Below are 19,950 nucleotides of genomic sequence, written 5' to 3'. Positions count from 1 at the left end.
ATGTGGCTACCGGATCTCCTGGCGTTTCTCCGTGCTCAGCCGGACGGTCCCCACCGGCGAGTCCGCGGCCTGCGCCGGTTCCCCTCCCCCTGTAACAGCGTGCACACGCACCTCATGTGCACGGGGACATCCAACGGGCGCTCAGGGAGCGGAAGTTGGCCGGAGGGGTTAACTCCGGGCGACGGCTGGGCGTACACGCGAAGGGCGGCGTCCGAACCGGACGCCGCCCCGCTGTGAACGCGCTATGCGGCGAGCTTCGCCAGCGCCGCGTCGATCCGGGCCAGGGTCTTCTCCTTGCCCAGCACCTCCAGCGACTCGAACAGCGGCAGGCCCACGGTGCGGCCGGTGACGGCGACGCGGACCGGGGCCTGGGCCTTGCCGAGCTTGAGGCCGTGGGCCTCGCCGGCGGCCAGGACGGCGTCCTTCAGGGACTCCGGCGAGCTCCAGTCGGCCGCGTCCAGCTTCTCGCGGGCGGTCCTGAGCAGGGCGTCGCTGCCCTCCTTCATCGCCTTCGCCCAGGACGCCTCGTCGAGGGCCGGCTCCGCGAGGAAGAGGAAGTCGACGTTGTCGGTGATCTCCGACAGGACCTTCAGACGGGTCTGCGCGTGCGGGGCGATGGCCTGCCACTTGAGCTCGTCGAAGGCCTCCGGGGCCCAGGGGGCGAACGGGGCCTGGAGCCAGGGGCGGCAGCGCTCGGTGAAGTCCTTCACATCGAGCAGCCGGATGTGGTCGCCGTTGATCGACTCGCACTTCTTCAGGTCGAAGCGGGCCGGGTTGGGCTGCACGTCCGCGATGTCGAAGGCCGCGACCATCTCGTCGATCGTGAAGATGTCCTGGTCGGCGGAGAGCGACCAGCCCAGCAGGGAGAGGTAGTTGAGCAGCCCCTCCGGCAGGAAGCCGCGCTCGCGGTAGAGGTTCAGCGAGGACTGCGGGTCACGCTTGGAGAGCTTCTTGTTGCCCTCGCCCATCACATACGGCAGGTGCCCGAAGGCCGGGATCTGCTTCGCGATGCCCAGCTCCATCAGCGCCTTGTACAGGGCGATCTGACGGGGCGTCGAGGACAGCAGGTCCTCGCCGCGCAGGACGTGGGTGATCTCCATCAGGGCGTCGTCGACCGGGTTCACGAGCGTGTAGAGGGGCGCCCCGTTGGCTCGTACGATCCCGTAGTCCGGGACGTTCTCCGGCGTGAAGGTCAGCTCGCCGCGGACGAGGTCCGTGAAGGTGATCGTCTCGTCGGGCATGCGGAAGCGGACGATGGGCTCGCGGCCCTGGGCCTTGTACTCCTCGACCTGCTCGACCGTGAGGTCGCGGCAGTGACCGTCGTAGCCCGACGGCCTGCCCGCGGCCCGAGCGGCCTCGCGGCGGCTGTCCAGCTCCTCCTGGGAGCAGTAGCAGTGGTAGGCGTGACCGCCGTCCAGCAGCTTGCCCGCGACCTCCTTGTAGAGGTCCATGCGCTGCGACTGGCGGTACGGCGCGTGCGGGCCGCCGACCTCGGGGCCCTCGTCCCAGTCGAAGCCCAGCCAGCGCATCGAGTCGAGCAGCTGGTTGTAGGACTCCTCGGAGTCGCGGGCCGCGTCGGTGTCCTCGATGCGGAAGACGAGCGTGCCCTGGTGGTGCCGGGCGAACGCCCAGTTGAACAGGGCGGTGCGGACCAGGCCCACATGGGGGTTACCGGTGGGCGAGGGGCAGAAACGTACGCGGACGGGTGCGCTAGCCACGCTTGACAACCTTGTTGGTGAGAGTGCCGATGCCTTCGATGGTGACGGCGACCTCGTCGCCGACGCTGAGGGGGCCGACCCCTGCCGGGGTGCCCGTGAGGATCACGTCGCCGGGGAGCAGCGTCATGGCCTCGGAGATGTTGACGATCAGATCCTCGATGGAGTGGATCATCTCGCTGGTGCGGCCGAGCTGGCGCTGCTCGCCGTTGACGGTGAGCTGGATGGTGAGGTCGGAGGCCTTCTCCAGGTCCAGGTCCGTCTCCACCCAGGGGCCCAGCGGGCAGGAGGTGTCGAAGCCCTTGGCCCGGGCCCACTGCTTCTCGCGCTTCTGGACGTCCCGGGCGGTGATGTCGTTGGCGCAGGTGAAGCCGAAGATCACGTCCTTGACACGCTCGCGCGGGACCTCTCGGCACATGCGGCCGATGACGACGGCCAGCTCGGCCTCGTGGTGGAGGTCCTCGGTGAAGGACGGGTACTGGATCTCGTCGCCGGAGCCGATCACCGCGGTGGACGGCTTGAAGAAGGCGAACGGGGCGTCGGGCACCTCGTTGCCGAGTTCGCGTGCGTGCTCGGCGTAGTTGCGGCCGAAGGCCACGACCTTGTTGGGGAGCACCGGCGGCAGCAGCCTGACCTTGCCCAGCGGGACCTTCGTACCGGAGAGCTCGAAGTCCGCGAACGGGATGCCCTTGATGATGTCGAGGACGAGCTCGTCCGGCCTGTCGCCCTCGACCGCGCCGAAGGCGACGTTCCCGTCGATGGAGAATCTGGCGATGCGCACGGGATCTTGCGCCCCTCACTTGAGCCGGCTGGAGTCTGACGCTCCAGGCTAGCGCGGCAGGGAGCGGGCGCCTCGCGCATTACCGCGGGTGCCCCGGACGCCGTACGGAAGCCGTCACGCGGCCGATGGCCGGACCGATGGCCGGTATGTGATTGAACGGTCGACCATCGGCCCGCGTACTACCGGGCGGCGGTGACAGGGATCTCCTGGAGGATGGTGCGCTTGGGGTTCGCGGTCTGAGTGGGAAGATCGACGGAGTGCTCCGGCTGCGGCGGGATGTGCAGCCCCTCGGCGTCGGCGAGGTGCACCAGCGTCGTGCGCCGCGGGTTGGCTATCGTGCGGATCATCGTCGTCTTCACGGCTGTACCAGGGTCCTGTCGTCTCGGGTTGGCAGAATCATCCCTCTTGTAAAGCGCCAGGCTAAACATGCGGTTCCCGCCGGAAGTCGCGAGGGCCCCCTGATCGGTATGTGAGTTTGCTCACGACCCCACGGACAAACCGGTCAATTCAGACTCGCAATTCACCCCCACGAAACGGACATTGACCCCCTGAAGCCATCATTCCGCTCCTGATCATGGCGACTGGGACACCCCCCACGCACGAGCGGCTCGCGGGTATAAGTCCGTTATGAACCGGATTGGTTTCTACGGCAGGTAATCCCGCCCTCACTTGGTGTCACGTATGTCACGGCTCGACCTACGGGCCTTGTTGGAGATCCTGCACTGTGCTGGAATTCCACGGACCGCCGCAGGATCGAGCCGGCGCGCAGGGGGCGCATCGAGCGCCGAGCGGCGGCGAGAAGGGGAGCCAGCGCCGGTCACTCACGACCATCAGGGAGCGTGTTCAGGACGCTCCCTACTACGCCGACACCGTGTCCGTCCGCTCGCGCGGAAGGGCGCCTGGTCCAGAGGTTGCGACGCTAGTGCAGGGACGTTTCAAGAGGGATGGCAGCGCTTCGGCGGAGCCGGAGCACGGCGGGACCGACCGAGGTCCCTCGCCCCAGCACGCCCAGAACCCGGGCCCGGCTGCGTCCGTGGACGGCGGTGAGCGCTCCGGGCGCCCCGCCGTGTCGGCGTCCCCGGGTGCGGCGAACCCCACTCCACCGACGACGAAGCCGAAGGGCCCTGTCGGCCCCGGCTCGCGAATAGCCCTGCGCAACTGGCGTATCTCCACGCGCCTCGTGGCGCTGCTGACGCTCCCGGTGGTCGCGGCCACCTCGCTGGGTGCCCTGCGCATCAGCGACAACATGGACGACATCCAGCAGCTCGACAACATGCGGCTGCTGACGGACATGACGAAGCGGGCCACCGAACTCGCCGCGGCGCTCCAGGAGGAGCGCGACCAGTCGGCGGGTCCGCTCGCGCACGGCGCCAAGGCCACCGACTACACGGTCAAGGGCTACCGGGACAAGTCGGACCGGGCCATGACCAGCTTCATCGAGGCCTCCGAGGAGATCGACGACACCAGCAAGGACGGCAACCTCAAGGGTGTCCGCGACAACCTCGTCCAGCTCGTCGGCGACCTGAGCGACATCGCGAAGATCCGCAACACCGCCTACGAGGCCAAGAAGAACTCCACGCAGACCGTGGAGGCCTACCACCGTCTGATCACCAACCTGCTCGGTCTCTCGCAGGACATGGCCGAGGCGACCAGCAACCCGGAGATGATCCAGAGCACGCGTGCCCTGGCCGCCTTCTCCACCGCCAAGGAGTACGCGTCCATCCAGCGCGCGGTCCTCGCCGCCGCGCTGCCCGCGGACAACAAGACCTTCGGCGACCTGTCCGAGAACGACCGGCTGTACGCCGAGTCGGCGCTGACGAGCCAGCGCTCCGAGCTGAAGAGCTTCCGGAGCATCTACGGCACGCAGACCGCCGCCGACCTGCTGAAGTCGATCGAGGAGGGCAACCCCACGATCAAGGCCAGCGACACCTACGCCAACCGCGCCCTGACCTCCGCGACGGGCCTGCAGTCGCTGGACAAGCGCTCGTACCGGGACTGGGTGGACACCAGCACCACCAAGCTCCAGGGCATGCGCGCCATCGAGACCACGCTGCTCGAGGAGATGGAGCAGAAGGCCCGCGAGCTGCGCAACGAGTCCGAGCGCGAGGCGATCATCTCCGGTGCGCTGATCCTGATCGTGCTCGGTGTCTCGCTGGTCGGCGCCTTCGTCGTGGCCCGCTCCATGATCCGCTCGCTGCGCCGGCTGGAGGAGACCGCCACCCGGGTCGCCCAGGACCGGCTGCCCGAGCTGGTCAAGCAGCTCTCCGAGTCCGACCCGCAGGACGTCGACACCTCCGTCGAGTCGGTCGGTGTGCACTCCCGGGACGAGATCGGCCAGGTGGCCTCGGCCTTCGACGACGTGCACCGCGAGGCGGTCCGCCTCGCCGCCGAGCAGGCCCTGCTGCGGGGCAACGTCAACGCGATGTTCACCAACCTCTCGCGCCGCTCCCAGGGCCTCATCCAGCGTCAGCTCTCGCTCATCTCCGAACTGGAGTCCCGCGAGGCCGACCCGGACCAGCTGTCCTCGCTGTTCAAGCTCGACCACCTCGCGACGCGTATGCGCCGTAACGGTGAGAACCTCCTCGTCCTCGCGGGTGAGGAGCCCGGCCGCCGCTGGACCCGCCCGGTCCCGCTGGTCGACGTGCTCCGTGCCGCCGCGTCCGAGGTGGAGCAGTACGAGCGCATCGAGCTGGCCGCCGTGCCGACGACCGAGGTCGCCGGCCGCGTGGTCAACGACCTCGTGCACCTGCTCGCCGAGCTGCTCGAGAACGCGACCTCCTTCTCCTCGCCGCAGACCAAGGTCAAGGTCACCGGTCACGCGCTGCCCGACGGCCGCGTGCTGATCGAGATCCACGACACCGGCATCGGCCTCTCCCCCGAGGACCTCGCGGCGATCAACGAGCGGCTCGCCTCGCCGCCCACCGTGGACGTCTCGGTCTCCCGCCGCATGGGTCTGTTCGTGGTCGGTCGTCTGTCGCAGCGCCACGGCATCCGCATCCAGCTGCGTCCGTCCGACTCCGGCGGTACGACCGCGCTGGTCATGCTGCCCGTCGATGTCGCCCAGGGCGGCAAGAAGCCCGCTCCGGGCAAGCCCGGCCCGAACGGCCCGGGTGGCTCCGGTGGTCCTGCCGCCGCGCAGGCCGCCGCGGGTGCGGCCGCCGCACGTCGCCAGGCCCAGTCCGGCGGCGGCTCCCTCGGCACGGGTGCGCCGGGTGGCGGTGCGCTCGGTGCCGGTGCCTCCGGCGGTGGCCGGCTCGGTGCCGGTCAGGGACCGCGGGCCGCGCTGCCCGGACGTGACGGTGGCGGAATGCCGGGTGGACCGGGTGCGCCGCGTGGACCGCAGGGTCCGGGCGCCCCGTCCCAGGGTCGTCCGGCTCCGGCCGGTGCGGGCGCCGGGTTCGGCGGCCAGGCTCCGGGTGCTCCGCAGGGACTGCAGGCCGCGGGCATGGGTCCGGACTCCTACGGGCCGGGCCAGGACGCTTTCGGCGGCGGCCAGGACGGCTACGGCGGCTCCCGTGGCTCCGGCCGCGAGCAGTCCCGGCCGTCGGCGCCGCAGTCGCCGCCTCCCGGTGGCGAGCAGGGCCGTCGTGGCCGCCAGCCGCAGCTGCCGCCGCGCGGTGGCCCGCGTGCCGAGCTGCCGGGCGGCAACCAGTCCTCCCGTCCCAGCTGGAGCGACGAGAACGCGCAGCCGCCGGTACCGCGCGCCTCGCTCGACACCCCGCGTGGGCACGACGAGGACCCCGCGCAGACCTCCCGTATGCCGCGTATCGACGACCGCCAGGGCCCGGGCTCGACGTCCGAGTTCGCCCGCCCGGACTTCGACGCGCCGGCCCCGGGCGGGTACAACTCGCAGAGCACGGGTCAGTTCGTCCGCCCCGACGTCTTCGGCGCCCCGGGGCAGAACAACTCCTCGCAGACCGGCCAGTTCTCCGCCCCCCAGGCCTACGACGGCAGCTCGACGGGTCAGTACGACCTGCCCGGCCGCCAGAACCCCGAGTCCACCGGCCAGTTCGAGCGACCCCAGGTCAACGGCACCTACGGCGGCGACTCCGGCCTCACCGGCCCGCCGCAGCCCCCGGTCCCGCCGCGTCCGCAGCAGCGGCCCGGCCGTCAGGAGCCCGAGGCCCTGCCGCCGGCGACCGGTCCCGGCGACGGGCGTACCCCGCTGTACGACACACTGGAGACCAACTGGTTCCATGGTCAGCAGCAGGGACGTCAGTCCGGCGCCAACGGCAACGGTTCGGCTCCGGCCCCCGCTCCGCAGCAGGAGCCGCAGGCTCCCGCCGCTCCCCCTCAGCGTCCCGGGTCGACCGCCTGGCGCAGCTCGCCCAACGACGACCTCGTCCGGCAGGCGGAACGCGTCCGGCAGCCGGCCGCGGGCGGTGTCACCACCTCCGGTCTGCCGCGCCGGGTGCCCCGGGCGAACCTCGTCCCGGGCACGGCTCAGCAGCAGCAGCACCAATCCGGTCCGGCTGTCTCGCGTGCGCCTGACGACGTACGCGGCCGGCTGACCAATCTCCGTCGGGGTATCGCGCAGGGTCGCCAGGTCGGTAACGGCCAGACCGGCAGCTTCCCGAACCCCACTCACCAGCAGGAGCGTTAGTTGAGCCAGATGAGCCAGGCGGCACAGAACCTCAACTGGTTGATCACCAACTTCGTGGACAACACACCGGGTGTGTCCCACACCGTCGTCGTGTCCGCCGACGGTCTGCTGCTGGCGATGTCGGAGGGCTTCCCCCGCGACCGTGCCGACCAGCTGGCGGCCGTCGCGTCGGGTCTGACGTCTCTGACGGCGGGAGCGTCCCGGATCTTCGAGGGCGGCGACGTGGCTCAGACCGTTGTCGAGATGGAGCGGGGATTCCTCTTCCTCATGTCCGTCTCGGAAGGTTCGTCCATCGCCGTCCTGGCACACCCCGAATGCGACATCGGCCTCGTCGGCTACGAGATGGCGCTGCTGGTCGACCGCGCGGGCGCGGTGCTCACGCCCGACCTGCGCGCCGAACTCCAAGGCAGTCTGCTCCACTGATCGCCCCGGATCCAACCCGTCTCACCAAATCACCGTCCGGCCGCCACAATCCCCCCACTGGCCCTCACCAGACGGCTTGACTGACCGACTTGCTGTCCCAGCCCGGAGGATTCATGACCCCGCCCACCGCCTCTCATGATCCGTACGCGGAGCCGTACGAGGATGAGGGCGACCAGCCGCTGGTACGTCCGTACGCGATGACCGGTGGCCGGACCCGGCCGCGCTACCAGCTGGCCATCGAGGCCCTGATCAGCACCACGGCCGATCCGGCAGCGCTCATGGGGCTCCTTCCCGAGCACCAGCGCATCTGCCATCTGTGCCGTGAGGTGAAGTCGGTCGCCGAGGTCTCCGCGCTGCTGTCCATGCCGCTGGGCGTGGCCAGGATCCTCGTCGCGGACCTCGCCGAGGCCGGCCTGGTCGCCATCCACCAGCCGGGTGGCGACGAGAACAACGGTGGCGCTCCGGACGTGACGCTGCTCGAAAGGGTGCTCAGTGGACTTCGCAAGCTCTGAACCGGGCCGGGCGACCACATCCGCCAAGATCGTGGTGGCGGGTGGCTTCGGCGTGGGCAAGACCACGTTCGTGGGCGCCGTCTCGGAGATCAACCCGCTGCGCACCGAGGCCGTCATGACGTCCGCGAGCGCGGGCATCGACGACCTCACCCACACCGGAGACAAGACCACCACCACGGTGGCCATGGACTTCGGCCGTATCACCCTGGACCAGGACCTGATCCTGTACCTCTTCGGTACACCCGGCCAGGACCGTTTCTGGTTCATGTGGGACGACCTGGTGCGCGGCGCCATCGGCGCCGTGGTGCTGGTGGACACCCGCCGTCTCGCCGACTGCTTTCCGGCGGTCGACTACTTTGAGAACAGCGGGCTGCCCTTCGTCATCGCCCTCAACGGCTTCGACGGGCACCAGCCCTACACGCCGGACGAGGTGCGCGAGGCGCTGCAGATCGGTCCGGACGCACCGATCATCACCACCGACGCCCGTCACCGGGCCGACGCCAAGAGCGCGCTGATCACCCTGGTCGAGCATGCGCTGATGGCCCGGCTGCGGTAGCGCAAGTCGGTAGCGCCATACGGCAGTTGTCGTAGATGTGCCGGAGCCGGCTGTGGCTTTTGACACGGTCGGCTTCGTTGTTCATAACGTTTCGGCAGAGGAATCGGGTGGTACGGCCACTCGTCGCGGTCAAGCGGTGTCGCTGCGTTCACAAATGCCCCGTCTTTTGACGGGGCTCGCTCTTTATGACCGTTTTATCTAGGGCTTACATCACTCGGAATCTGCCTCTTCCACTGTTTGGAAGAGCGCAGGCCGGCGTGCTGGAATGCGAGAACTGCCCAATAGTCAAAGACGTACTCAGCAGTAGCGCGTACTTGATGGCGAACTGGGCTCTGAGACACTGCGGCACAACGTTGGTGCCGACCCCGCCGGAAGGTTGTTGGTCGAGTGAGGCGAAGCAAGAACAGTCCCGAGCCGTCGGCCCGGGGCAACTTCACGCCGCCGCCGCGCGGAGCGGCGCCCGCCCATGTGCCCGGATCGGAACCCACGGCGGCGCCTGCGCCAAGCGGCGGCCGTCTCTCCCCGCGCAACTGGCGCGTGCCGACCCGGCTGAACGCGATCCTGCTCATACCCGTGCTGGTCGGCCTCGTCATGGGCGGCTTCCAGGTGAAGAGCTCGATCGACACCTGGCAGGAGGCCAAGGACGCGGAGAACACCGCGCGTCTGGTGGCCGCCGCCTCCACCTACGGTGACGCCCTGCTCGTCGAGCGCGACTCGACGGCCGCTCCCCTGCTCCAGGGCAAGGGCGAGGACGACCCGACCGTCGTCAAGGCCCGCGCCGCCACCGACAAGGCCGCCGACGCCTTCGACGAGGCCGCCCAGAACATGCCGGACCGGCCCAACCTGGTGCGCCGTCTGGAGCGCTTCCGTGAGGTCGAGCCGGACCTGACGGACCTGCGCGCGGCCGCCTACACCAACAAGCTCACCGGCGTGCAGACCGAAGAGGGCTACGTCGAGGTCGAGCACCGCCTGCTGGAGTTCTCCAACGAGCTGGGCCTGGGCACCGGAAACATCACCAGCTACGGCCGTACGGTCTACGCCATCTCCCTCACCAAGGGCGCGCTCTCGCTGGAGCGCTCCATCGGCATGCACATGCTGGTCAAGCCGGGCCCCAAGGCCACGGACCTGGCCAAGCAGCGCGTCGCGCTCTCCTCGTACGCCTACCTGGAGGGCATCGCCATCCAGGAGTACATCAGCGGTGGCACCGAGCAGGACAACCAGAAGCTCGAGGACGCCAAGAAGGAGATCCAGGCCGAGGGCGTGGCGATGGCCACGGCGGCCAAGCAGAAGAACCCCGACTATGTGCCGCCGCCGTCCGACCCGGTCAAGATGGTCGGGGCGCTGGCCCAGCTGAGCTCCACGGACACCAGCGAGCGTGCCGCGCTCGCCCAGCAGGGCATCACCGCCGAGAACTGGTGGGCGGTCAACACCCTCAAGTACAACGCGTACCGCGACATCGAGAACGACCTCGCCAACACCGCGGTGAACGAGGCCTCGGCCATCTCCGACGACGCCAAGCGCGACGCCCTGATCACCGGTGCCGCCGTCGTGGTCGCCCTGCTCGCCGCGTTCATCCTGGCCGGCATGGTCGCCCGCCAGATGTCCCGCGCGATGCGCCAGCTGCGCAACGCCGCCTTCGGTATCGCCGAGCAGCGCCTGCCGATGCTGGTCGACCAGCTCTCGCGCACCGACCCGGGCCGTGTGGACACCCGTGTCCAGCCCATCCCGATCAACACCCGTGACGAGATCGGCGAGGTCGCCCGCGCCTTCGACCAGGTCCACCGCGAGGCCGTCCGGCTCGCCGCCGAGCAGGCCCTGCTGCGGGGCAACATCAACGCGATCTTCACCAACCTCTCGCGCCGCAACCAGTCGCTGATCGAGGGCCAGCTGACCCTGATCACCGACCTGGAGAACAACGAGGCCGACCCGGACCAGCTGGAGAACCTCTTCCGCCTGGACCACCTCGCGACCCGTATGCGCCGCAACGGCGAGAACCTCCTGGTCCTCGCCGGCGAGGAGCCCGGCCGCCGCTGGGACCAGCCGGTCCCGCTGGTCGACGTGCTGCGCGCCGCCTCCTCCGAGGTGGAGCAGTACGAGCGCATCGAGCTCTCCGGCGTCCCGGAGGCCGAGATCCACGGCCGCGCCGTGACCGACCTCGTGCACCTGCTCGCCGAGCTGCTGGAGAACGCGACGACGTTCTCCTCCCCGCAGACCAAGGTTCGCGTGACCGCCACCCGTCTCCCCGACGGTCGGGTCATGATCGAGATCCACGACAAGGGCATCGGCCTCACCGCCGAGGACTTCGCGGACATCAACCACAAGCTGGCCAACCCGCCGACCGTCGACGCCGCGATATCCCAGCGCATGGGCCTGTTCGTGGTCGGCCGGCTGTCCGACCGGCACGGCATCCGCGTCCAGCTGCGCCCCTCCGGCGAGCAGGCCGGCACGACCTCGCTGGTCATGCTGCCGGACGCGATCACGCACGGTGGTGGCGGCGAGTATCAGCCGGCCGCGGACGAGTTCACCGTCTCGCAGATCATCCCGGAGCAGCACTTCCAGGGTGAGAACTTCAACCAGCAGCCGATGCGTACGGCGGCGGAGCTCGGCTTCGACGACAGCCAGTACACCGAGGTGCCGGACGACCTCCGCGACCTGGACCCGGTCGGGCGCTCCCTGGCGCGCGAGGAGCGCCGGGCGGCCCTGGAGGCCGAGGTGCAGGGCCAGCCGCCCGCCCTGGAGAATCCTGACGCGCCCGCCTACGCCGACGACTTCCCCGGCGGCCCCTCCTACGACAACGGCCCGAACGGCTACGGGGAGCAGCCCGGGGCCTACGACCGGCAGCCGGCGTACGAGGAGCAGCAGCAGGCGGCGTACGACGAGCCGCAGAGGCCGTCGTACGGGGAACAGCGCCCGGCGTACGACGACACGTACTACGCGCCGAACGGCGGCCTGCCGCGGGGCGGCGACACCTTCTCGTCGGGCGGCGGCTACCCCGAGCCCTCCTATGCGGAGCCGACCCGTGAGGAGCCGGCGGCCGCGCAGCCGTCCGCCCCGGAGAGCTTCCCGGCCTTCGAGCAGCGGCGTCACCAGGACGACTGGCCGCAGCAGGACGACTACCGCAACGGCTACCCGGACCAGTACGCTCCGCAAGCGGAATCCGCGCAGGCCGATGACGTGAACGAGCATGACCACGTAGGCTTCGACCGTCCGGGACCGGCTCCCACCGCCGGCCGCGCCATGACCGACGCCGGGCTTCCCCGCCGTGGCTCCACGGCGAGCGGCACGAACGGCGCACGGCCCGCGCGGCAGGAAGCGCCGGCCCCCACACCGGAGAGCGACGGCGACAGCTGGCGTTCGCAGAACGACGAGCGCTGGCAGCAGGCCTCGCAGCTCCGGAAGCCCAAGGCGGGCGGGGTCACCTCCTCCGGCCTGCCGCGGCGGGTCCCGAAGGCCAACCTGGTCCAGGGAGCCGCCGAAGCCACCCACCAGGGCGGCCCACAGGTCTCCCGCGCTCCCGAGGACGTCCGGGGCAGGCTGAGCAACCTGCGCCGGGGTGTCCAACGGGGCCGCAGTGCGGGAAGTGAAACGAACGGCCAGGCCACTAGGAATCAACACAGTGGTCCTGACAGCACCTACAACCAGGAGCGTTAGTGTGAGCCCGATGAGCCAGGCGGCACAGAACCTGAACTGGTTGATCACCAATTTCGTGGACAACACCCCCGGGGTGTCGCACACGGTGGTGGTCTCCGCCGACGGACTCCTTCTGGCGATGTCCGAAGGCTTTCCGCGCGACCGCGCCGACCAGCTCGCGGCCGTCGCCTCCGGTCTGACGTCTCTGACGGCAGGCGCCTCCCGCATCTTCGAGGGCGGCAGCGTGAACCAGACGGTTGTGGAGATGGAGCGGGGATTCCTGTTCATCATGTCCATCTCCGACGGTTCGTCGCTTGCGGTTCTCGCACACCCCGAGGCGGACATCGGCCTCATTGGGTACGAGATGGCGCTTCTGGTCGACCGTGCCGGTACGGTCCTGACGCCGGATCTGCGTGCGGAGCTTCAAGGCAGCCTGCTCAACTAACAGACAGTCGGTGCGTTTTGGCGTCCCGTGGCCGTAAGGTTTCGGGACGCGGCTCCACATGATGGGTGCCAGGCACAGTCGGAGGAGGAGAGAGAGTGGCAACACCCCCAGGCGGTTCATCGTCGGGTAATTGGTCGTACGGCCCTGGCCAGGGCCAGAACGACGGTTCCCAGAACCCGAACCGTTACAACTTCCCCTCCACGCCCAGCCAGCGGCAGCCGTACGCGCCCCAGGGTCCCGGCCCCTCGCCGTACGACCAGCCGCCGGCGCCGCGCATCCAGCCGGTGCAGCCGCAGCGACGCGCCCCTGAGCCGGCGCCCGCCGGGGCGTCGAACAACCCCCTGGTGCGCCCGTACGCCATGACCGGCGGCCGGACGCGCCCGCGCTACCAGCTCGCCATCGAGGCGCTGGTGCACACCACCGCGCAGCCGCACCAGATGCAGGGCCAGTTGCCCGAGCATCAGCGGATCTGCAACCTCTGCCGCGAGATCAAGTCGGTGGCGGAAGTCTCCGCCCTCCTGACGATCCCTCTCGGCGTGGCCAGGATCCTCGTCGCCGACTTGGCGGAGGCGGGCCTGGTCGCCATCCATCAGCCCGGCGGCGACGAGAACGCCGGCGGCCAGCCAGACGTGACACTGCTCGAAAGGGTGCTCAGTGGACTTCGCAAGCTCTAGCGGCGGTCCTTCCCGCTCCACCACCTCCGCGAAGATCGTGGTGGCGGGCGGCTTCGGCGTGGGCAAGACCACGTTCGTCGGCGCCGTCTCGGAGATCAACCCGCTGCGCACCGAGGCCGTCATGACGTCCGCGAGCGCGGGCATCGACGACCTCACCCACACCGGAGACAAGACCACCACCACGGTGGCCATGGACTTCGGCCGTATCACCCTGGACCAGGACCTGATCCTGTACCTCTTCGGTACACCCGGCCAGGACCGTTTCTGGTTCATGTGGGACGACCTGGTGCGCGGCGCCATCGGCGCGATCGTCCTCGTTGACACGAGGCGTCTTGCCGACTGCTTCCCGGCGGTCGACTACTTCGAGAACTCGGGGCTTCCCTTCGTGATCGCCCTGAACGGGTTCGACGGGAACCAGCCGTACAACCCGGACGAGGTCCGTGAGGCCCTGCAGATCGGTCCCGACACCCCGATCATCACCACGGACGCCCGTCACCGGGCTGACGCGAAGTCGGCGCTCATCACTCTCGTGGAACACGCGTTGATGGCTCGCCTGCGGTAGTGGCAATTCCCCGCGCCCCTTCGGGGCGCGAAGAAGGGCCCCTCTCGAAAGAGAGGGGCCCTTCCTTTGTGCTCTGCGTCGGCCTGTGTTCCGCGTCAGCGCCAGCTGTGCGGTGCCCGGAAGCCCGGCTCGCGCTCCAGGCGGCGCCAGCCGGCCTTCGCGCGTCCTCGGTGGGTCGGAGAAGCGGTCGGCTGGGCGGCGGCGCGGGCCAGGAGGATCGCCGTGATGGCGGCGACTTCCTCGGGCTCGGCGTGGCCCTTCTCGACGCGGATATCAGGGAGGTTCATGGATGTCAGTCTCCGTGGATGAGGTTTCCGCAGCGGTACCGGTGGGTTACTGCGGGGGGTTGCCGTGCTTGCGGGACGGCAGGTCCGCGTGCTTGGTGTGCAGCATCGCCAGGGACTTGACGAGTACTTCGCGGGTCTCGGCGGGGTCGATCACGTCGTCGACCAGGCCACGCTCCGCCGCGTAGTACGGGTGCATGAGCTCGGACTTGTACTCCTTGACCATGCGCGCCCGCATGGCCTCGGGGTCCTCGGCCTCGGCGATCTGGCGGCGGAAGATGACGTTGGCCGCGCCCTCCGCGCCCATCACGGCGATCTCGTTGGTCGGCCAGGCGTAGGTGAGGTCCGCACCGATGGACTGGCTGTCCATGACGATGTACGCACCTCCGTAGGCCTTGCGCAGGATCAGCGAGATCCGGGGAACGGTCGCGTTGCAGTAGGCGTACAGGAGCTTCGCGCCGTGCCGGATGATGCCGCCGTGCTCCTGGTCGACACCCGGAAGGAACCCGGGGACGTCCAGGAAAGTGACGATCGGAATGTTAAAAGCGTCACACATCTGGACAAAGCGCGCAGCTTTTTCCGACGCCTCGATGTCCAGGACACCGGCGAGCACCTGCGGCTGGTTGGCGATGATGCCGACCACCTGGCCGTCGAGACGGGCCAGCGCGCAGATGATGTTCCGCGCCCAGCGCTCGTGGACCTCCAGGTACTCGCCGTCGTCGACGATCTCCTCGATGACCTTGGCCATGTCGTACGGTCGGTTGCCGTCCGCCGGGACCAGGTCGAGCAGTACCTCGCTGCGGCGGTCCGGCGCGTCCGTGGACTCGGCGCGGGGCGGGTTCTCACGGTTGTTCTGCGGGAGCAGCGACAGGAGGTAGCGCACCTCGGCGATGCACGTCTCCTCGTCGTCGTACGCGAAGTGGCAGACGCCGCTCGTCTCCGCGTGGACGTCCGCGCCGCCCAGGCCGTTCTGGGTGATCTCCTCGCCCGTCACCGCCTTGACCACGTCCGGGCCGGTGATGAACATCTGGGACGTCTCGCGGACCATGAAGACGAAGTCCGTCAGGGCGGGGCTGTAGGCCGCGCCGCCCGCGCACGGGCCGAGCATCACGCTGATCTGCGGGATGACGCCGGACGCCTTGGTGTTGCGCTGGAAGATGCCGCCGTAGCCGGCGAGGGCCGAGACGCCCTCCTGGATGCGGGCGCCCGCACCGTCGTTGAGGGAGACCAGCGGCGCGCCCGCCGCGATGGCCATGTCCATGATCTTGTGGATCTTCGTGGCGTGGGCCTCGCCCAGCGCGCCGCCGAAGATGCGGAAGTCATGGGCGTAGACGAAGACCGTACGGCCCTCCACCGTGCCCCAGCCGGTGATGACACCGTCGGTGTACGGCTTCTTGGCCTCCAGCCCGAACCCCTGGGCCCGGTGCCGGCGCAGCTGCTCGACCTCCCGGAAGGAACCCGGGTCCACGAGCAGCTCGATGCGCTCCCGGGCGGTCAGCTTGCCCTTGGCGTGCTGAGCCGTGGTCGCCTTCTCGCTCGGGCCGGCCAGCGCCTGCGCACGAATCTCGTGCAGCTCGGCCGTCCGCCCTCGGGCGTCGATCGGCTCACCCGGTGCCTCATCCAAAACGGTCATGTAGCGACCTTACGAAGGACGCGCGCAAAAGCGAGCCGTTGACTCCGTACAGTCTCCGGACCCATTTCCTGGTACCCCTGAACAGAACCGGGACCGCATGCAGCCATTCCGACTGCTCAGAGGGCTTGCGGGTTGTGGGGGTCGCACAAAGCCGTCAGGCGAGAGCCACCTCACATCGATGGGTCGCGCATACCATCCCCGGAGTGACACGGACGCGCAGTCGGCGTCCTGTCGCGAGAACCTCGACCGAGTCGTCCACCCGCAGGACCCGGCGTAAGGGATGCTCCCAGACGATCTCCAGCGGCTCGCCCGTGCGCGGCGGCTCGCTCACGCAGAGCGTAGCGGTACGGCCCCGGCGGCGGAGCAGCACACTCGCGCCGGCGGAGGTGGTGAGCGGACCGGCGGTGCCCGGCTGCCAGAAGTTGGCGGCCGTGAGGCCCAGGGAGGGGACGCGGACGGCCTGGCTCGCGCTGTCGTTGGCGAGGACCGACAGCCACGTCCGGTCGGCGGCGCGGGCGGCCACCTCGTCGCGGCCGGCGCCGGGCATGAGCAGATAGACGTAGGTCGCGTCGGCCGGGTCCGTGCCGTGGTCCAGCCAGAGGGTCTGCCAGCGGCGGGTGCGGCGCTCGGTGGTGCTGGTGGTGTTGATGTCGGCCCAGGCTCCGGTGCGGTCCTCGCGCAGGGTGCGCAGTTCGCCGTACGGCACCACCCAGCCGCCGTGGCCCTCCAGATGGAGCCAGCCCCGGCCGCGTACGAGGGCCCGGGTGCCGCGCTCCCCCAGGTTGCGGTTGTCGACGACGGTCTCGACGGGGACGCCGTCGGCGCAGGAGATCCCGGCGCCGAGGCAGATCACGGCGTCCTCGACGCAGAACCACGACTTACGGGCTTCGAGCGTCGACCCCAGCCCCTTCAGATGCTGCCCGATCGCCGCGTACTCGCCGTCGGTTGTGCCGCCGACCCACCGCACGGCGGGCTTGGGCTCGCCCCACTCGCCGCCCGCCCTGTCGGGGAGGCGGAGCGTGGAGACGGTCGTACCGGGGAGGCGGTACCAGTCGACGGTCGGCCAGTACCAGTCGGTGTACTGATCGCCGAGGCCGTCGGCCCACCAGGAGAGCATCCCGGCGCCGGTGTGCCAGCCGCGCGGGTTCTCGCCGTTGCCGCACTCGTAGTGGGCGATGCGGTCACTGGCCATGGCGATGTTCGCGACGAAGCGCGGGCGGCGGTGCACCGCCCGGTCCATCGCGGCGAAGAGGTGATGGCTGACGGGTTCGGGCGCGGCGGTGACCGGTGCCGCGGCGACCGTGTGCAGCCGGGCGAGGTCGGCGACGCCGAACTGACGGGCCGTCAAGATCGGTGTGACGGCGTCCCGTTCGATCCAGCCCTTGATGCGGCCGTACCAGCGCTCCCGTTCCGCCTCGCTCGCGCCGCCCGCGAGCAGGGCGATCGCGGCGATGATGCCCTGTCCGTGGTAGTGGTCGCTCCGCATGACCCGCCGGTCGTCGCTCTTGAGGTAACCCCGGCTGATGGCACGGCCGTTGACGCTGTCCATCGCCAACCCGTCGTGGACGAGGGGCGCGTAGGCGCGCTCGACGCTGTCGAGGACGATCTGCCTGTCCGGGTCGGTCACCTCCCACTCGGATCCGGCGAGCAGCGCGAAGAGGCGGCCGAGGCCGTCGAGGAGCACCTGGCCGTAGGTGCCGGAGTAGGCGACCCAGGTGTGCTGCACGAAGGAGCCGTCGGCGTAGAGCCCGTCGCCCTTCGTGACGTACGGGAAGACCGGCGAGAGCGCGTCACGGGCGAGGGCGATCTTCGCCGGGGCTCGGCCGAGGATGCCGCGCAGGGCGACGCTGCGGCACAGGTCGACGCGGTTGGCTCCGGTGGAGGTGCCGGAGTAGTCGGTGAGCATGGCGTCCGGGATGAAGTGGTCGACGGCCGCGCAGGCGGCGTCGATCCGGGCCGCGGTGAGGTGGTCGTACAGGGCGGCCGTGATGTCCATCAGCAGGCGGGGGCTGCCGATCTGCCATTCCCACCAGTTGCCGTAGCGGGTGGTGGAGGGGTTGTAGACGGTGGCGGAGAGATGGTCGAGGCCGCGCAGGACGTCGGCGAGGAGGGCCGGGTCGGCCGTGGATCCGGTGCCCTGCTGGACGTAGGCCTGGGTCATCGTCCACAGGCGGCCGTAGCTCTGGGTGATGCCTGCGGGCGGGTCGTAGGGGTGGCCGGGCCAGAGGGAGGTGGCGGTGGGGGCCATGGTCGCCCGGAAGCCGCGGGCGAGGGTTCCGGTCTCGGCCAGCCGGGAGGCGTACGGCTGCGCGGCCGGGTCGTAGCCGGTGCCCAGGGCGATGTCGAGCCAGCGCCCGCGGAGGGTGTCGTACGGGGCGGCGTCCGCCGCTCGGGCCGGGGTGGCGGCGCCGTGGGCGAAGCTCGCGGCGAGCGCGGCGGCGTACAGGAAGGCACGGCGCGTCGGAGTCATGTCCATGCCCTATCACGTGACGGCGAGTAACTCCACAGACACGGCCGGATGATGTTGAACGCTGAACGGAATAGGTCTACGGTGGGCCGCGTTGAGGTAGTTCAAGATTCAACATCACCTCCCGAGGAGTACGCCATGGGCATCTTCAACCGCAAGGACACCACCGCCGCCACCCAGGCCGCTGCCGCCGGCAGCCCGGACCTGGCCGCGCTGACCGGCGACTACACGATCGACCCGGCCCACTCCACCCTCGGCTTCGTCGCGCGGCACGCCATGGTGACCAACGTCAAGGGCAAGTTCCTCGACTTCAGCGGCACGCTGCACCTGGACGGCGGCGACCCGTCGGCGTCGACGGCGTCCCTCGACATCAAGATGGAGAGCATCGACACCGGCTCCGCGGACCGCGACGGACACCTCAAGAGCTCGGACTTCTTCAAGATCGACGAGTTCCCGGTGATGACCTTCCGCTCCACCAAGGCGGAGGCCCTCGGCGGTGAGGACTACCGCATCACCGGCGACCTGGAGATCCTCGGCACCACCCGGCCGATCACCATCGACCTGGAGTTCAACGGCGCCGCGAAGGACCCGTTCGGCAACGAGCGCGTCGGCTTCGAGGGCAAGGCGGAGATCCTGCGCTCCGAGTGGGGCCTGACCTGGAACGCCGCGCTGGAGACGGGAGGCGTGCTGGTCTCCGACAAGATCAAGCTGAACTTCGACATCTCGGCGATCAAGAACGCCTGACGCCTTTACCTCTTGGCGCCGGTGAGCCTCGCGCTCACCGGCGCTTCGTCAACTCCCGGATGACCGCGGCGACCTGGGCCGCCCGGCCGCGCGGGGTCCGGGCGCGCAGCAGACCGAGCATGAGCTGGTAGCGCTCGGTTTTGCCGAGCTTCTCGAACGCCGCCCTGGCAACGGGATCCCCGTCCAACGCCACGGTCAGCTCGTCCGGGACCCGCGCCCTGCTCTGCGACTCGTACGCCCCGCCCCATCGCCCGTCCGCCTTGGCGGCGGCCACTTCGGCGAGGCCCGCGGGACGCATGCGGCCCTCGGCGGTCAGTTCCGCCACCCGTCGCACGTTGACCATGGACCAGAGGCTGCCGGGCCGGCGCGGGGTGATGCGCTGGACGTAGTACGACGTGTCGAGCCCCTTGCGCTGCCCGGTGATCCAGCCGTGGCACAGGGCCGCGTCGTTGACGTCGTCGGCGGTGACGGAGGGGATGCCGGAGTTCTTCTTGGCGACCTTGATCCAGAGCCCGGGATGCGGGGCCGGATGCTCGGTCAGCCAGGCGTCGAGGGCTGCGGCGGTCGCGAAGGCGAGGGGGACCGGGTCGTCGGAGGGGCTCATGGGGGCACGGTAGGCGGGGTGGCGGTCAGTTCCTGGCCTAAATAGCTCGCGCTCCCGGCCTAGGGTCTGTACAGCTGCAAGGCGGAGGAGGGAGTCGACGCGGAGCGTCGGCGACTGACGACAACGCGGATGCGCGTGCCAGACCCCGCGACGCCGGCATGATCCAAACGACAGGCCCTAGTACTGCAACGGTGCTTGTCGTGACTGCTGGCCAGGTTGGTCGTTGGTGTGGTTATGGGTGGGGGCCTTGCTGATGTCAGGTTGTGGGCCGGTGAACTGACCGCTCTGCACGAGCGGTTCGTGCACCGGTTCAGCAG

16 protein-coding genes are annotated in these 19,950 nt (G+C 69.7%); 9 read left to right on the top strand and 7 right to left on the bottom strand.

Annotated features, from left to right (window positions below):
- Positions 1-242: 242 nt before the first annotated feature.
- The 3 genes from gltX to ACZ7NC_RS26170 all read right to left on the bottom strand — a co-directional run bounded on the left by gltX (position 243) and on the right by ACZ7NC_RS26170 (position 2,855).
- A complete protein-coding gene (gltX, locus tag ACZ7NC_RS26180; RefSeq protein ID WP_471491740.1) occupies positions 243-1,727 on the bottom strand; it encodes a glutamate--tRNA ligase in 1,485 nt (494 codons plus the stop codon).
- A complete protein-coding gene (locus ACZ7NC_RS26175; protein ID WP_471491738.1) occupies positions 1,711-2,496 on the bottom strand; it encodes a fumarylacetoacetate hydrolase family protein in 786 nt (261 codons plus the stop codon). The genes gltX and ACZ7NC_RS26175 overlap by 17 nt, the downstream gene beginning before the upstream one ends.
- Before the next feature lie 179 nt (positions 2,497-2,675).
- Entirely contained in the window at positions 2,676-2,855 is a 180-nt protein-coding gene (locus ACZ7NC_RS26170; protein ID WP_471491736.1) for a hypothetical protein, read from the bottom strand.
- 563 nt (positions 2,856-3,418) lie between these two features.
- Here ACZ7NC_RS26170 and ACZ7NC_RS26165 point away from each other — a divergent pair.
- The 8 genes from ACZ7NC_RS26165 (at position 3,419) to ACZ7NC_RS26130 (ending at position 13,901) form a co-directional block, all read left to right on the top strand.
- Complete coding sequence (locus tag ACZ7NC_RS26165; protein WP_471491735.1) at positions 3,419-7,099, top strand: sensor histidine kinase; 3,681 nt, start codon at positions 3,419-3,421, stop codon at positions 7,097-7,099.
- A 9-nt stretch (positions 7,100-7,108) separates the two neighbouring features.
- Complete coding sequence (locus tag ACZ7NC_RS26160) at positions 7,109-7,522, top strand: roadblock/LC7 domain-containing protein (protein WP_471491915.1); 414 nt, start codon at positions 7,109-7,111, stop codon at positions 7,520-7,522.
- Positions 7,523-7,635: 113 nt separating this feature from the next.
- The gene (locus tag ACZ7NC_RS26155; RefSeq protein ID WP_003997626.1) at positions 7,636-8,034 is read left to right on the top strand and encodes a DUF742 domain-containing protein; all 399 of its coding nucleotides are present in this window, start codon (positions 7,636-7,638) and stop codon (positions 8,032-8,034) included.
- Entirely contained in the window at positions 8,015-8,590 is a 576-nt protein-coding gene (locus tag ACZ7NC_RS26150) for a GTP-binding protein (protein WP_030051303.1), read from the top strand. Before ACZ7NC_RS26155 ends, ACZ7NC_RS26150 begins: the two co-directional genes overlap by 20 nt.
- Before the next feature lie 387 nt (positions 8,591-8,977).
- A complete protein-coding gene (locus ACZ7NC_RS26145; RefSeq protein WP_471491734.1) occupies positions 8,978-12,241 on the top strand; it encodes a nitrate- and nitrite sensing domain-containing protein in 3,264 nt (1,087 codons plus the stop codon).
- A 10-nt stretch (positions 12,242-12,251) separates the two neighbouring features.
- Positions 12,252-12,665, top strand: a complete 414-nt coding sequence (locus ACZ7NC_RS26140) for a roadblock/LC7 domain-containing protein (protein WP_004983065.1) — start codon at positions 12,252-12,254, stop codon at positions 12,663-12,665.
- 95 nt (positions 12,666-12,760) lie between these two features.
- Positions 12,761-13,339: a DUF742 domain-containing protein gene (locus ACZ7NC_RS26135; RefSeq protein WP_234765771.1), complete on the top strand. Its 579-nt coding sequence runs from the start codon at positions 12,761-12,763 to the stop codon at positions 13,337-13,339.
- Complete coding sequence (locus ACZ7NC_RS26130; protein WP_026248371.1) at positions 13,320-13,901, top strand: GTP-binding protein; 582 nt, start codon at positions 13,320-13,322, stop codon at positions 13,899-13,901. Before ACZ7NC_RS26135 ends, ACZ7NC_RS26130 begins: the two co-directional genes overlap by 20 nt.
- Before the next feature lie 95 nt (positions 13,902-13,996).
- On the opposite strand, the gene ACZ7NC_RS26125 is transcribed toward ACZ7NC_RS26130, so the two are convergent.
- The 3 genes from ACZ7NC_RS26125 to ACZ7NC_RS26115 all read right to left on the bottom strand — a co-directional run bounded on the left by ACZ7NC_RS26125 (position 13,997) and on the right by ACZ7NC_RS26115 (position 18,288).
- Positions 13,997-14,188 (bottom strand): acyl-CoA carboxylase subunit epsilon, encoded by a 192-nt coding sequence (locus tag ACZ7NC_RS26125; protein ID WP_471491732.1) that lies wholly within the window; start codon positions 14,186-14,188, stop codon positions 13,997-13,999.
- A 46-nt stretch (positions 14,189-14,234) separates the two neighbouring features.
- Positions 14,235-15,818 (bottom strand): acyl-CoA carboxylase subunit beta, encoded by a 1,584-nt coding sequence (locus ACZ7NC_RS26120; protein WP_471491730.1) that lies wholly within the window; start codon positions 15,816-15,818, stop codon positions 14,235-14,237.
- A 154-nt stretch (positions 15,819-15,972) separates the two neighbouring features.
- The gene (locus ACZ7NC_RS26115) at positions 15,973-18,288 is read right to left on the bottom strand and encodes a polysaccharide lyase 8 family protein (RefSeq protein ID WP_471491729.1); all 2,316 of its coding nucleotides are present in this window, start codon (positions 18,286-18,288) and stop codon (positions 15,973-15,975) included.
- Positions 18,289-18,423: 135 nt separating this feature from the next.
- On the opposite strand from ACZ7NC_RS26115, the gene ACZ7NC_RS26110 reads away from it, so the two are divergent.
- Positions 18,424-19,029, top strand: a complete 606-nt coding sequence (locus tag ACZ7NC_RS26110; RefSeq protein ID WP_471491728.1) for a YceI family protein — start codon at positions 18,424-18,426, stop codon at positions 19,027-19,029.
- Positions 19,030-19,063: 34 nt separating this feature from the next.
- Here the strand turns inward: ACZ7NC_RS26110 and ACZ7NC_RS26105 are convergent, their stop codons facing one another.
- Positions 19,064-19,633, bottom strand: a complete 570-nt coding sequence (locus tag ACZ7NC_RS26105) for a YdeI/OmpD-associated family protein (RefSeq protein WP_471491726.1) — start codon at positions 19,631-19,633, stop codon at positions 19,064-19,066.
- Positions 19,634-19,950: the final 317 nt, after the last annotated feature.

The organism is Streptomyces sp. NPDC111802 (assembly GCF_055634335.1).
Note: the sequence above shows the minus strand (reverse complement) of the source record. Positions and strands in the feature narration are given on the sequence as shown.

What these genes read in the sequence shown, in the direction of transcription:
- ACZ7NC_RS26160 (WP_471491915.1), top strand. Translation starts at nt 7,109, where the DNA reads ATGAGCCAGGCGGCACAGAACCTCAACTGGTTGATCACCAACTTCGTG.
- ACZ7NC_RS26155 (WP_003997626.1), top strand. Translation starts at nt 7,636, where the DNA reads ATGACCCCGCCCACCGCCTCTCATGATCCGTACGCGGAGCCGTACGAG.
- ACZ7NC_RS26140 (WP_004983065.1), top strand. Translation starts at nt 12,252, where the DNA reads ATGAGCCAGGCGGCACAGAACCTGAACTGGTTGATCACCAATTTCGTG.
- ACZ7NC_RS26125 (WP_471491732.1), bottom strand. Translation starts at nt 14,188, where the DNA reads ATGAACCTCCCTGATATCCGCGTCGAGAAGGGCCACGCCGAGCCCGAG.
- ACZ7NC_RS26120 (WP_471491730.1), bottom strand. Translation starts at nt 15,818, where the DNA reads ATGACCGTTTTGGATGAGGCACCGGGTGAGCCGATCGACGCCCGAGGG.
- ACZ7NC_RS26115 (WP_471491729.1), bottom strand. Translation starts at nt 18,288, where the DNA reads ATGACTCCGACGCGCCGTGCCTTCCTGTACGCCGCCGCGCTCGCCGCG.
- ACZ7NC_RS26110 (WP_471491728.1), top strand. Translation starts at nt 18,424, where the DNA reads ATGGGCATCTTCAACCGCAAGGACACCACCGCCGCCACCCAGGCCGCT.
- ACZ7NC_RS26105 (WP_471491726.1), bottom strand. Translation starts at nt 19,633, where the DNA reads ATGAGCCCCTCCGACGACCCGGTCCCCCTCGCCTTCGCGACCGCCGCA.